This is a genomic window from Nocardia sp. CY15, assembly GCF_009829295.1.
In the GTDB taxonomy this organism is placed as follows: Bacteria; Actinomycetota; Actinomycetes; order Mycobacteriales; family Mycobacteriaceae; genus Nocardia; species Nocardia sputi.
In genome coordinates, this window is record NZ_VUOT01000011.1 from 123,302 (window position 1) to 136,668 (window position 13,367).

Below are 13,367 nucleotides of genomic sequence, written 5' to 3' on the forward strand. Positions count from 1 at the left end.
CCCACCATCAGGAACCCATCGTGACGCGTGGTGTGGCCTGAACAGGCTGGCCAACACGCTCGACCAACAGAGCCATCTCGTAACCGACCTGACCGATGTCACACGAAGTGTTGGTCAGCACCGCGAGATAGGAACCGTCGCCGACAGCCATGAGTAGCAGGTAACCGTGCTCCATCTCGACGACGGACTGCAGCACGGTGCCACCCTCGAACAGGTTCGACACTCCGACTGACAGGCTGGCCAGACCAGCCGTAACGGCCGACAGCTGCTCGGCGCGGTCGACGGGCAGCTGGGCACTCGCGGCCATGAGTAGGCCGTCAGCCGAGACCAGGACGGCATGGGCTACGCCAGGAACCTCGTTGGCAAAGTTCGAAACCAGCCAATCCAGCTGACGATTCGTACCACCTAGATCGGGGTTCATCGGTCTCCTTTATCTCCGGTTAGGTTCATTGCTCTCATTGCGCGGCCATCCCGGACGCCCTGCTGGTGACGACTCAAGCTGGACCTGATCGTTTCTGGGTCGCGGCGCGGCGCCCGGTCCGCCGCACCGGTCACGCCGCCGGGGACAAGCCTTCCGCCCGGATTGCGTTGCGGCAAGCCGGCCGCCGTTTTCGTCTCGGTCTGCGCCTCGCTGGCGCGGCGAGCCGCTTGCCACCCTTCGTCACCCGGCGATTCGAAGGAGGCGGCCACCTGCGACCGGTCCGCGTTGGGATCCGACAGCCACGCCGACATCATCTCGGCGAAGATCGGCGTTCCTCCCATAGACGCCCCCGGCTCGTCGGCGGGTTGCAGCCTGGTCTGGAAGAACGACGCCGTCTTGGCCGGGTTCGACCGGAAGCTGTGCTTGCCGGGATCACGGCCCGACGCGGTGGCGGGCTGATCTTCGCTCGCGGCGTGCTGGCCACCGCGGTCCCGTTGCGGCAGCGCGATACCCGGCGGCACCGGCTGGCGCTGCGGCGCCTGTGCGCCCGGCTGCCGCTGCGGCAGGCCGGTCAGTCCGCTCTCACGCTGCGGCGGGCCCGACGGCGCGGGCGGACGCTGCGGCAGGCCGTGCACCGCGCCCGGCTCACGCTGCGGCAGACCGCTCGGGGACGCGTCTCGTTGCGGGAGGCCGTTGACGGCGGGCAGTGCTCCTGAGCCCGGCTCCCGCTGCGGCAAGCCGTTGGCGGACTCGCGTTGCGGGAGACGGTGGGCACCGGAATCCCGCTGTGGCAGGCCGTTACTCGGTTCACGCTGCGGCAGACCGCCGGGCGCCGCGTCGCGCTGCGGTAGGTTCGGCGCCGGCTGACGCGGCGGCAGGCCGGTGACACCCGGCTCACGCTGCGGCAGACCACCAGAGGCGGACTCACGTCGCGGCAGATCACCCGCTGCCGACTCACGCTGCGGCACACCGTTCGAACCCGGCTGCCGCTGGGGTAGGCCGGTGGGACCGGGCTCACGCGGAGGTAGTCCCGTGGAACCGGGCTCACGCTGGGGCAGGCCCGTCATGCCCGGCTCCCGCTGGGGCAGGCCACCCGAGGCGGACTCACGCTGCGGCAGACCACTCGCGGAGTCCCGCTGCGGCAGACCGCTCAGACCGGTCTCCCGCTGCGGCAGACCACTCGCCGGATCACGCTGCGGCAGACCACCGGAAGCCGACTCACGCTGCGGCAGACCGCTCAGACCGGTGTCGCGCTGCGGCAGACCACTCGCCGGATCACGCTGCGGCAGACCACCGGAAGCCGACGAACGCTGCGGCAAACCACTCGCGGAGTCCCGCTGCGGCAAACCACTCGCCGGATCACGCTGCGGCAAACCACCGGAAGCCGACTCACGCTGAGGCAAACCGCTCGACGCGTCCCGCGACGGCGCGCCGTTCGCGCCCGGCTGGCGCTGCGGCAGGCCGGTGCTCGGCTGCGGCACCCCGTTGGCGCCCGGCTGACGCACCGGCAGTTCGCCGGATGTCGGCTCGCGCGGCGGCAGGCCCGCACCGGGCTGCTCCGCGGGGCCACCGGGCTGGCGCGGCGGCGGACCGCCGGGGTTCAGCGTGCGCTTGGGCAGGTTGGCCGCGGCGAGCTTGCCGCGCTGCGGACCGCTGGGCGCCTGCTGACCCGGCGCGGGCCGCAGACTCGCACTCTGCTGCTGGGCGTCCGAGCGCATGCCGGACGAAGGCATCGCCGAACCCGGCTGCCGTTGCGGCAGCCCGCCGGGACCGGTGGGGACCGGACCGCTGGGCGAGGCAGTGGGTGTGGCCGTGGGCGTGGAGCTCGCGGCCGGGATGGGGCCGCTCACCCCGGGATCGACGGTGACCATGACATTGCCCCCAGGAGTCCGCGTGACGGCCCGCATCTGCATGGAGGACGGCGCCGACGGACGCTGCGGTGCGGCGGCCTGCGGCGAAGGCTGCGGGGTGACGGGCTGCCCCGCGCTCGGCTTGCCCGCGACGATCAGTCCGACCGGCACGTGCACGGTCACCGTCACGCCGGGATCGCGCGCGGTGTCGAAGGTCGGGCGCAACCGCACGGTCAGACCGTGCCGCTCGGCGAGCCTGCCGACGACGAACAGACCCATGTGGCGGGCCGTGTCCGGACCCGGTTCGGCGGTCTGCTCCAACCGGCGGTTGATGTCGGCCATCTCGGCGGGCGGCATACCGATGCCGCGGTCGGCCACCTCGATGAGCAGGCCCTGGTCGTGCGCCTGCGCGAAAGTGAACTTGACGTCGGTCTCCGGCGGCGAGGCGCGCAGCGCGTTGTCCAGCAACTCGGCGAACAGATGCGCGAGGTCGGAGGCGGCGGGCTCCTTCAGCGAACCGCGCGGCGTGGCGCCGAGCTTCACGCGCTCGTAGTCCTCGACCTCGGAGATCGCGGCGCGCAGCACGTCGGCGATCTCGACCGGGGCGGACTTGGCGCGGCGCTGCCTGGTGCCCGCGAGAATCAGCAGGTTGTCGCCGTTACGGCGCATACGTGCGGCGAGATGGTCCAGCCGGAACAGGTTCTCCAGCAGGCGCGGGTCCTTCTCGTCGTACTCCATCGCCTCGATGAGGGTGAGCTGATGGTCGACGAGCGACTTGGACCGCCGCGCCAAGGTCTCGAACATGTCGTTGACCTGCGAACGCATCTTCGCCTGGTCGCTCGCCAGGCGCAGCGCCTGGCCGTGGATGTCGTCGACCGCGCGGGCCAGCTGGCCGATCTCCTCGGTGCTGCGCACCGGCATCGGCTCCAGCGGCACTTCCTCCGGCGAGGCGCCGTTGCGGAGCTGGGCGACCTCGTGCGGCAGATCGCTCTCGGCCACGCGCAGCGCGGCCAGACGCAGCCGGTGCAGCGGGACGATCATCGAGCGGGCGACGAAGACGGCGAGCAGGAGGGCGGCGAGGATGGTCGCGATGACGACCGCGGTGTAGGTCCACGCGTCGCGCTGGGCCGTGGACACCAGCGATTGCATCGCGGCGTCGATGTCCTTGGTCGACTTGCCGACGACGTGCTCGTAGACCGCAAGGCTGTCGGTCAGCGACTTTTTCAGGTCACCGATCGGGAGCTGGCCGGCCTGAACTTGCGGGCTGTTCAGTAGCGCGACCCTGGTATCGATGCCCGCCCGCAGATCGGCGATCGAGGTGTCGCCGTCGGGAAAGCGGTGCGCGACCACGTTGAGCAGCGCACGCTCTGTGCTGGACGCGATGAGGAAGCTCTGCACGCCGGCCTGCTGGGAGCGCAGCACCTCCGGGAAGGAGGCGACCACGTTGACCAGCGCGGCACGGGTGTTGAGCGAGTCGACCAGCCGCAGTTTGGCCGCGTCGACCCCGCTGTCGCTGACCTGGCCGACCGTGGTTTCGACGATATTCACGCTGTCGTTGCGGACGCGGTCGATCAACGCGAGGGTATCCGAGGCTGGACCGACGGAGGCGCCTTTCCCTTGGGCGCGGACGGCTTTGGCCTGATTGAGCATGCTCTCCAACGAGGCGCGCGCACCCGGCACGCTGCTCAACCTGTCGATCGACTTCTCCGCGTTGGCGATCGCCTTGTCCAGATCCGCCAGGTTCTGATCGGTCACGATGGACGTGTTCGGCGCGAGCGTGACCATCTGCGAACTCGCAGTGGTCGCGGTCTGCGCGCTGAGCCCGGTGACCACCGGGATGGCGGAGATGTTCTCGGCGATGTCGGCGAGCCGGTTCGATTCCGCGAACTCCGAGGAGATCCTGGACACGCCGAGCCCGACCGCGACCGCCAGAGGCACGGCGAGCACCGCCGTCACCTTCCAGCGCAGGTCCCAGTTGCCGAGCGCCCAGCGGCTACTGCCAGACCTAGCGGCGTCACGCATCTCCCACTCACTTTCCAAACTGGCCTCTACCACGCGCCATCAACCGAACCTCCACATCGCGTGCTTGGCTCGACAGGTGGAGCTGGCCGAGAGCTGCGGCTGGCCGAGAAATTGCGTCTACGACGGCCCAAATAAGTGACATCAGATTCTAACGGATCAATAACTTCTTGGGTGACGGGGCGTGATGTCGCGATCATTGACCTGCCGATTCCAGGCAAAACCAGAGGTCGCGGCACCCACCCGGGCGTCGCGTGAAGTCTGCCACAATCAACCAGATCTATCGAGGCGGGCATCGAGGCGAGGTTAGGGAGTCACGGGGTTGAACGTGCGGCAGGATTACCGACCGGCCTATCAGACCAGCTTGGTGGATCCCGCCGAGTTCTGGGCCGGCGCGGCCGAAGCGATCGACTGGGACGTGGCACCGACTCAGATCCTCGACACCGGCGCCCGCCCGGTGGCCAGGTGGTTTCCCGACGCCCGCCTCAACACCTCCTTCAACGCACTCGACCGGCACGTGCACCCGACCACCCCCGATGCCCCCAGCCGCGCCGATCAGCCCGCACTAATATACGACTCCGCTATGACCGGCGCCACTGTGGTCTACACCTACGCCGAGCTGCTCGAGGAGGTGTCCCGGTTCGCGGGGGCGATGGTCCGGCTGGGCGTCTCGGCGGGCGATCGCGTGGTGATCTACCTGCCGATGATCCCCGAAGCGGTGATCGCGATGCTGGCCTGCGCCCGCATCGGCGCGGTCCACTCGGTGGTGTTCGGCGGCTTCGCCGCGCCGGAGCTGGCCGCCCGCATCGATGACGCGGAGCCGGTGTTGATCATCACAGCCTCCGGCGGCCTGGAACCGGGCAAGACGATCGAATACCCGCCGATCGTGTTGCGGGCTCTGGACCTCGCCGAGACCACCGCGCCGCGCACGGTGATCGTCAAACAGCGACCCCAGTTCGACACCATCCATTTCCCGGCCCCGCAGCCGGCGACCGAATACCTGCCGAGTTCGGCCGCGACCGTGGCCGCGCAGTGGCTGGACTGGGAAGACGCGGTCCGGCACGCGCCACCGGCCGATCCGGTGTCGGTCGCCGCGACCGATCCGCTCTACATCCTCTATACCTCCGGCACCACCGGGAAGCCGAAGGGCGTGGTCCGGGACAACGGCGGCCACGCGGTCGCCCTCGCCTGGTCCATGCGCAACATCTACGACATCGACGCGGGCAACGTGATGTGGGCCGCTTCCGACGTGGGCTGGGTGGTCGGTCACTCCTACATCGTCTACGCGCCGCTGCTGGTGGGAGCCACCACGCTGCTGTACGAAGGCAAGCCGATCGGCACGCCGGACGCGAGCGCGTACTGGCGGGTCATCGACCGGCACAAGGTCGATGTGCTGTTCACCGCGCCGACCGCGCTGCGGGCCATCCGCAAGGCCGACCCGGACGCGGAGCTGGCCCACCGCCACGACCTGTCCTCGCTGCGCGCGTTGTTCTGCGCGGGCGAACGCCTGGACCCGGCCACCTACACCTGGGCCGAGGAGACCTTGCTCGCGGGCCGCTCGGACTGCCCGGTGGTCGATCACTGGTGGCAGACCGAGACCGGCTGGCCGATCTGCGCGAACCCGCTCGGCCTGCGGCAGTTGCCGATCAAGCCGGGCTCGGCCTCGGTGCCGGTGCCGGGCTATCGACTACGCGTGCTCGACTCCTCGGGCAACGCGGTCGCCCCGAACACCGAGGGCAATATCGTCATCGGCCTGCCGCTGCCGCCCGGCACGCTCACCGGGCTCTGGCGCGACGACGCCCGCTACGAGCGCTCCTACCTGTCCGCCTATCCCGGCCACTACCTCACCGGCGACTCCGGCTACTTCGACGAGGACGGCTACCTGTACGTCCTGGGCCGCAGCGACGACGTGATCAACATGGCCGGGCACCGGCTCTCGGCGGGCAGCATCGAGGCGGCCATCGCGGGGCACGAGGCGGTGGCCGAATGCGCGGTCATCGGGTTGCCCGACGAACTCAAGGGGCACCGCCCGCTGGCGTACGTGGTGCTCAAGTCCGGTGTCGACATCGATCCGGACCGGCTGCGCGACGAGCTGATCGAGCGCGTGCGCACCCAGGTCGGCGCGATCGCCACGCTCCACGACGCCATCATCGTGACGGCGCTGCCCAAGACCAGGTCCGGCAAGATCCTGCGCAAGACCATCCGGCAGATCACCTCCGGTGAGACGTTCGAGGTGCCTTCCACCATCGAGGATCCGGGGGTGCTCACGGCGCTGGAGCAGCAGATCCGCGCGGCGCGTCCGCAGGGGCGCGAACCGGGGCACGACAACAGCGAGAACACCGACCACGTCGTCGCACCCGACGTGGATCCGGTTGCGCCGTCCTGATTTCCGCACGGCCCGGTCACGGTCCTCAGAGTTTCCACAGAGGACGTTCATATCGCTGCCAGTTGTTCGAAATAGCCTCGAGACCGCCCCGAAACCCCTCGATGATCTGGAGGCAACACATCATGAATCGTTCCGCAGGCCGTCCCGCCGTAGCCGCTCTCGCAGCGGGTGGATTCGCCACGCTCGGCTTGTTCCTGAGCCCCGCGATCGCCACGGCGGGCCCGATGGAACTCGCCGAGCCGCTGCTGACCTCGAACTGCTCCTTCGCCCAGGTCGACGCGGCACTGCACGACAAGGCGCCGCAGTTGGCCGCGATGCTCGACGCCAACCCGAACCAGAAGGCCGAATTGCAGCGCAGGTTCGATCAGCCGGTCGAGCAGCGCCGAGCCGACTTGCAGCGGGCCATCGAGCAGAACCCCGAGGCCGCACGCCAGGCGGAGAACGACCCGCGGACCGCGCAGTTGCGCGACACCATCCGTATCGTGGCCGAGTCCTGCCACAACTACTAGGCAAAATGGATGACGTGACCGAGACACCGACCCCCACCGTCCTCGTCGTCGACGACGACGAGGACGTGCTCGCCTCGGTCGAGCGCGGGCTGCGGTTGTCCGGCTTTCACGTCCAGGTGGCCAGGGACGGCGCGCAGGCGCTGCGTAGCGTCACCGAGAGCGCGCCCGACGCCATCGTGCTGGACATGAACATGCCCGTGCTCGACGGCGCGGGCGTGGTCACCGCGTTGCGCGCGATGGGCAACGACGTGCCGATCTGTGTGCTCAGTGCCCGCGCGTCGGTGGACGACCGCATCTGGGGACTGGAGTCCGGCGCCGACGACTACCTGGTCAAACCGTTCGTGCTGAAGGAACTCGTGGCACGCATCCGGGCGCTGCTGCGCAGGCGGTCCGACGCGACGGCCCCCGCGACCCCGGGCGCGATCACCGTGGGCCCGCTCGAAGTGGACGTCGCGGGCTACCGCGCGCTGCTGCACGGTCGCGAGATCGACCTGACCAAGCGGGAATTCGAACTGCTGTCCATCCTGGCCCGCAACGTCGGCGTGGTGCTGAGCCGGGAGCGCCTGCTGGAACTGGTGTGGGGCTACGACTTCGCCGCCGACACCAACGTGGTGGACGTCTTCGTCGGCTACCTGCGCCGCAAACTGGAGGTGGACGACACGCCCAGGTTGCTGCACACGATCCGCGGCGTGGGGTTCGTGCTCCGAGCGCCGAAATGACCGTATTCGCACAGCCGCCGACAATTCGTCGGCGGCGGTCGTTTTCGCTGCGCACCCGGGTCGCGGGCGCGGCGGCCGCCGGCGCGATCGTCATCGTGACGTTGATCAGCCTGATCAGTATCCGTGCCATCGAGCGCAACAACTTGCAGCAGTCCGATCAGCAGCTCGCCGTCGCGGCGCGGATCGTCTTGATCGAGCCGCAGATCGCGGTCCAGTTCATCAACCTGACCGGACTCAACAACGACATGGCGGTCACGGTCCGGGACAACGGCGAGGTCGTCGCGAGCACGGCCACCGAACTCCCCGCGCTGGGGATCGGTTCGCGCACCGTCACGGTGGGCGGCACTCCGTATCGGATTCTGACCACTACCGAGAATCAACCCGCGGGCCGGGTGGTCTCCCTGGGCATTCCCGCCGCGGGCGCCGCCGAGGCAACCGCGGAGCAGCAACGGTGGGTGCTCGGCGGGGCTCTGCTGTCCATCGCCGCCGCCGCGGCGCTGGGCTGGCTGCTCGCGGGCGCGGCGGTGCGTCCGATCGTCCGCCTCACCCGGCAGGTCGGCGCACGCAGCGCGTTCCCCGATCCACGCAATCCGCAGGTGCCGGTGGAGGGGGCCGGTGTGCACGAGTCGGAGAGACTGGCCGAGGCGGTGAACACCATGTTGCAGCGGGTGGACCAGGCCCAAGCCCAGATCGCCGCCGCGCTGGAGACCGCACGCGACTTCGCCGCCGTGTCCGCCCACGAGCTGCGCACGCCGCTGACCGCGATGCGCACCGACCTCGAGGTGCTGCGCACCCTCGATCTCGACGAGGCGCAACGGGCGGAGATCCTCGATGACCTGCAGCGCAGCCAGGGCCGGGTGGAGAGCACGCTAGCGGCGCTGGAACGGCTCGCCACCGGCGACCTGACCAACGAGCGCGACCACGTCGCCACCGACGTCGGCGACCTGTGCGATCAGGCCGCGCACGACGCCATGCGGCATTTCCCGGGCCTCACCGTGCGCATCGACTCCGACGCCGAACTCGTCACCCGCGGCCTGCCCGCCGGGCTGCGGCTGGCGGTGGACAACGCGCTGGCCAACTCGGTCAAGCACGGCGGGGCCACCGAGGCTCTGGTCTGCGCGCACCGGCGGCCGGGTGGTCACATCGTGATCTCGATCGACGACAACGGCCGCGGCATTCCGCCCGAGGAGCGCGAGGCCGTCTTCGATCGCTTCTTCCGCGGCAGCCAGGCGAGCAAGGGCGGCTCCGGCCTCGGCCTCGCCTTGGTCGCCCAGCAGGCCCAACTACACGGTGGCCGCGCCTATTTCGACGCAGGCGAACTGGGCGGAATTCGCCTGGTCCTCGACCTGCCCGAGCGGTCGGCGAACTGAACGGCTCTCGCGCGATCCCGTATCGATCCGGCCGAAATCGTCCGCCGAGGGCCGATATACGGCGAGTGGCCCGTGTTCCGATCGGAACACGGGCCACTCGCCGCCGAAATCAGTTGGCGTTCAGCAGGTCGATCACGAAGACCAGCGTCTTGCCCGAGAGCTTGTGACCGGCGCCCGCGGGACCGTAGGCCAGCTCCGGCGGGATGGTCAGCTGACGGCGGCCGCCGACCTTCATGCCGGGGATGCCGTCCTGCCAGCCCTGGATCAGGCCGCGCAGCGGGAAGGTGATGGACTCGCCGCGGTTCCAGGAGGAATCGAACTCTTCGCCGGATTCGAATTCGACGCCCACGTAGTGCACCTCGACGGTGCCGCCGGGCACGGCTTCCTTGCCCGAACCTTCGATGATGTCCTTGATCACCAGCTCGGTGGGCGCGGGCCCTGCTTGGAACTCGATCTCCGGTTTGGTCATTCGGCTATTCCCTTCGGTAGGTGATGGATGGATTTCGTCAACGATTGTTGATCTCGCGGTAATCGCGGGCGCCGTAGCCGGTGTAGATCTGCCGGGGACGGCCGATCTTCAAGGGCTCGCTGTGCATTTCGCGCCAGTGCGCGATCCAGCCGGGGAGCCGGCCCATCGCGAACAGCACCGTGAACATGCGGGTCGGGAAGCCCATCGCCTTGTAGATGACGCCGGTGTAGAAGTCGACGTTCGGGTACAGGCGACGCTCGATGAAGTAGTCGTCGGTGAGGGCGGCCTCTTCCAGGGCCTGGGCGATGTCGAACAGCTCGTCGTGGCCGCCGAGCTTGCTCAGGATGGCGTCGGCGTGCTTCTTGGCGATCGAGGCGCGCGGATCGTAGTTGCGGTAGACGCGGTGACCGAAGCCCATGAGCTTCACCCCGTCTTCCTTGTTCTTGACCTTGCGGATGAATTCCTTGACGTCGCTGCCGCCTGCCTTGATGCCGTCGAGCATCTCCAGCACGGCCTGGTTCGCGCCGCCGTGCAGCGGGCCCCACAGCGCGTTGATGCCGCCGGAGACCGAGGTGAACAGGTTGGCGTCGGAGGAGCCGACCAGGCGCACGGTCGAGGTGGAGCAGTTCTGCTCGTGGTCGGCGTGCAGGATGAGCAGCATGTCCAGGGCCGCGGCGACCTCGGGGTCGACCTCGTAGGGCTCGGCCGGGAAGCCGAAGGTCATCCGCAGGAAGTTCTCCACCAGGCTCAGCGAGTTGTCCGGGTAGAGGAAGGGCTGGCCGACCGACTTCTTGTACGAGTAGGCCGCGATGGTGGGCAACTTGGCCAATAGTCGGATGGTGGACAGCTCGACCTGTTCGGGGTCGCGCGGGTCCAGCGAATCCTGGTAGTAGGCCGACAGCGCGTTCACGGCCGAGGACAGCACCGGCATCGGATGGGCGTTGCGCGGGAAGCCGTCGAAGAACCGCTTCAGGTCCTCGTGCAGCAGGGTGTGCCTGCGGATGCGGTCGGTGAAGTCCTCGAGTTGGGCCTGGGTGGGCAGCTCACCGTAGATCAGCAGGTAGCTGACCTCGATGAAGGTCGAGGCCGCCGCGAGCTGGTCGATCGGGTAACCGCGGTAGCGCAGGATGCCCGCCTCACCGTCGATGTAGGTGATCGCCGACTTGGTCGGGGCGGTGTTCATGAAGCCCGGGTCGTACGTCACGTACCCGGTGCTGGCCAGCAGCTTTCCCAGCTCGATCCCGTCGTTGCCCTCGGCGGCCCTGGTGACCGTCATCGGGAACTCGCCGCCGGGATAGGAAAGAACCGGCTTGGCGTCGTCGTCGACGTTGATGATGTTCTCAGCGGGCACGGAAGGATCCCTCTCAGGCTAGAACCACAGGCACCGGCGCGGTCGGCACACGATGCGCTTGCCTCAACGCTAGCCGTTCACCGACGCGGACAATACCGGAGGGTAGTCCTGCGGCGGCTCACAAACACATCGCGGCGCGGTGAGGTCCAGCGCCCCTGGTGGGACGCGGTCGCCGGGTGTTCGCGGTGCACGTCACACGGCAATTTCGGCGTGAGCGCGACCGACACGGTAGCGCGTGAAGGCCGGGAACGCGACCGCCGCGACGAGCACGCCCACCACCACGAGGGCGCCTCCTCCGGCGGCGGCCACAGCAGTACCCAGGCTTGCCGCCGCGAAACCGTGGGCAACATCACCGACCCGGGGGCCGCCAGCGACGACCACCGTGAAGACCCCTTGCAGCCGCCCGCGCAGATCGTCGGTGGCCACCGTCTGGAGCATCGTGACCCGCAGCGCCGCCGAGACCATGTCGACCGCGCCGCCGAAGGCCGAGCAGCCCAGCGCGATCCACAATCCCGCGCCGCGCCCGAGGCCGTGTCCGGTGAATCCGACCGCGAGGCCGAAACCGACCATCGCCAGACCCCACAGCGCGATGCAGACCAGCACGGCGAGGCCCTGCCTGCGGATGCGCGGGATCCAGCCGGAGAACACGCCACCGAGTACCGCGCCCGCCGACATCGAGGCGAACAGCAAGCCGAGCGCGACGCCGCCGGTGGCCGGGTCGCCGAAGGTCTCGTGCGCGATCTGCGGAAACAGCGCGCGCGTCATGCCGAACACCATGGCGATCACGTCCACCGCGAACGACGCCAGCAGCACCCGCTGCGTGGCGAGATAGCCGAAACCTTCCAGGACCGTGCGGAATCCGGCGCGGCGCACCGCTCCGGTGGGCGGCAGCGCGGGCAGCCGCCACACCGCCCACAGGGTGGCCAGTAGCGCGACGGCATCGATCAAGTAGAGCGTGGCGAGCCCGACGACAGGGATGAGCGCACCGGCCAGCACCGGTCCCGCGATCGCGCCGAACTGCATGACCGTCATGTTCAGCGAATTCGCGGCGGGCAGTTGGCCTTCCGGCAGCAGACGCGGGATGGCGGCGTTGCGGGTGGGCTGGTTCACCGCGAAGAACGCCTGCTGCACGGCGAACAGACCGAGCACGATCCACACGTTGTCCAGCCCGGCGGCCGCTTGCAGCCAGAAAACCAGCGCCGTGAGCCCGGTGCCGGAATTGGTGACCAGCAGGAGCTTGCGCCGATCCAGCACGTCGGCCAGCGCGCCGCCCCACAAACCGAACACGATCAGCGGCACCAACCCGAACAGCCCGGCCAGGCCGACGTAGCCGGAGCTGCCGGTGATCTGGAAGATCTGCTGCGGAACCGCGACGACGGACAGCTGCGCGCCGATCATGGTGACGATGCCCGAACTCCACAAGCGTCTGAAGTCCGGGTCGCGCAGCGGAGTGATGTCGGCGAGCAGTGTCACCGGCCGCAGCGTATCCAGTGGACTCGCCCGGTTCGACGCGAGAATTCTCACGCACGAACTGGGAATACCTCAGGGCTGTAAGCGCTCGACCGTGGACGTGTCGTCCGCGATCCGCACCCGGATCCGGTTGTGCAGCCTGCCGCGGCGCCCTTGCCAGAACTCGACCTCGTCGGGGCGGACCAGGAAACCGCCCCAGTGCGGCGGCACCGGAATCTCGTCGACGTCGGCGAACCGCGCGGTCGCCTCGGCCAGTGTGCGATCCAGTTCCGCCCGCGAACCGATCGGCTCGGACTGACGCGACGCCCAGGCGCCCAGTTGCGAATCCCGCGGCCGGGAACGCCAGTAGGCCGCCGTCGTCTCGGCGGGTACCCGCTCGACCGCGCCGCGCAGGTGCACCTGCCTGCCCAGCGCGGGCCAGACGAAGGTGACCGCCGCGTAGGGGACCGCGGTCAGCTGCGCGCCCTTGGCGGAGTCGTAGTTCGTGTAGAAGATCACACCGTCCGGCGAGAGCCCTTTACACAGCACGGTCCGCGCGACCGGCCGCGGCGTGCCGTCGGCCAGCGACACCGTGGCCAGCACCATGGCGTTGGGCTCGGCGATGCCTACCGCGGTGGCCTGCTCGATCCAATGCCGCAGCAGCGGCTCCCAGCCACCGGCCAGCCAGGTCTCGTCCAAGTCGATGTCGTCGTTGCCGCCGTGCGGCAGGCCGCCGTAGTCCACCCGCATGGCGGCGAGATCCGGTGAATTGTCCAGGTCACGCATGGGCCAGACGTTACTCCGCGGTAGCAGGGAGCTAAGGT

The 13,367-nt window shown here is 69.2% G+C and carries 10 protein-coding genes; 4 read left to right on the forward strand and 6 right to left on the reverse strand.

Annotated elements, in window-relative coordinates:
- Window positions 1-7: 7 nt before the first annotated feature.
- Both GVY39_RS15695 and GVY39_RS15700 read right to left on the reverse strand, forming a co-directional pair.
- On the reverse strand, window positions 8-421 hold the full coding sequence (locus tag GVY39_RS15695) for a roadblock/LC7 domain-containing protein (RefSeq protein ID WP_159925011.1): 414 nt from the start codon (window positions 419-421) through the stop codon (window positions 8-10).
- Entirely contained in the window at window positions 418-4,293 is a 3,876-nt protein-coding gene (locus tag GVY39_RS15700) for a sensor histidine kinase (protein WP_159925013.1), read from the reverse strand. The genes GVY39_RS15695 and GVY39_RS15700 overlap by 4 nt, the downstream gene beginning before the upstream one ends.
- A 319-nt stretch (window positions 4,294-4,612) precedes the next feature.
- Here GVY39_RS15700 and GVY39_RS15705 point away from each other — a divergent pair, with 319 nt between their 5' ends.
- The 4 genes from GVY39_RS15705 to GVY39_RS15720 all read left to right on the forward strand — a co-directional run bounded on the left by GVY39_RS15705 (window position 4,613) and on the right by GVY39_RS15720 (window position 9,274).
- A complete protein-coding gene (locus GVY39_RS15705; protein WP_159925015.1) occupies window positions 4,613-6,676 on the forward strand; it encodes an AMP-binding protein in 2,064 nt (687 codons plus the stop codon).
- A 122-nt stretch (window positions 6,677-6,798) separates the two neighbouring features.
- Window positions 6,799-7,185, forward strand: coding sequence for a hemophore-related protein (locus GVY39_RS15710; RefSeq protein WP_159925016.1), 387 nt, complete (start codon window positions 6,799-6,801; stop codon window positions 7,183-7,185).
- A 5-nt stretch (window positions 7,186-7,190) separates the two neighbouring features.
- Complete coding sequence (locus tag GVY39_RS15715; protein WP_159925018.1) at window positions 7,191-7,904, forward strand: response regulator transcription factor; 714 nt, start codon at window positions 7,191-7,193, stop codon at window positions 7,902-7,904.
- A complete protein-coding gene (locus tag GVY39_RS15720) occupies window positions 7,901-9,274 on the forward strand; it encodes a sensor histidine kinase KdpD (RefSeq protein WP_159925020.1) in 1,374 nt (457 codons plus the stop codon). The genes GVY39_RS15715 and GVY39_RS15720 overlap by 4 nt, the downstream gene beginning before the upstream one ends.
- 109 nt (window positions 9,275-9,383) lie before the next feature.
- Here the strand turns inward: GVY39_RS15720 and GVY39_RS15725 are convergent, their stop codons facing one another.
- The 4 genes from GVY39_RS15725 to pdxH form a co-directional block, all read right to left on the reverse strand.
- Window positions 9,384-9,743: an FKBP-type peptidyl-prolyl cis-trans isomerase gene (locus GVY39_RS15725; protein WP_159989324.1), complete on the reverse strand. Its 360-nt coding sequence runs from the start codon at window positions 9,741-9,743 to the stop codon at window positions 9,384-9,386.
- Between the two features lie 37 nt (window positions 9,744-9,780).
- On the reverse strand, window positions 9,781-11,094 hold the full coding sequence (locus tag GVY39_RS15730) for a citrate synthase (protein WP_159925033.1): 1,314 nt from the start codon (window positions 11,092-11,094) through the stop codon (window positions 9,781-9,783).
- Window positions 11,095-11,286: 192 nt separating this feature from the next.
- On the reverse strand, window positions 11,287-12,567 hold the full coding sequence (locus tag GVY39_RS15735) for an MFS transporter (protein ID WP_159925035.1): 1,281 nt from the start codon (window positions 12,565-12,567) through the stop codon (window positions 11,287-11,289).
- Window positions 12,568-12,636: 69 nt separating this feature from the next.
- On the reverse strand, window positions 12,637-13,329 hold the full coding sequence (pdxH, locus tag GVY39_RS15740; RefSeq protein WP_159925037.1) for a pyridoxamine 5'-phosphate oxidase: 693 nt from the start codon (window positions 13,327-13,329) through the stop codon (window positions 12,637-12,639).
- Between the last annotated feature and the right edge of the window lie 38 nt (window positions 13,330-13,367).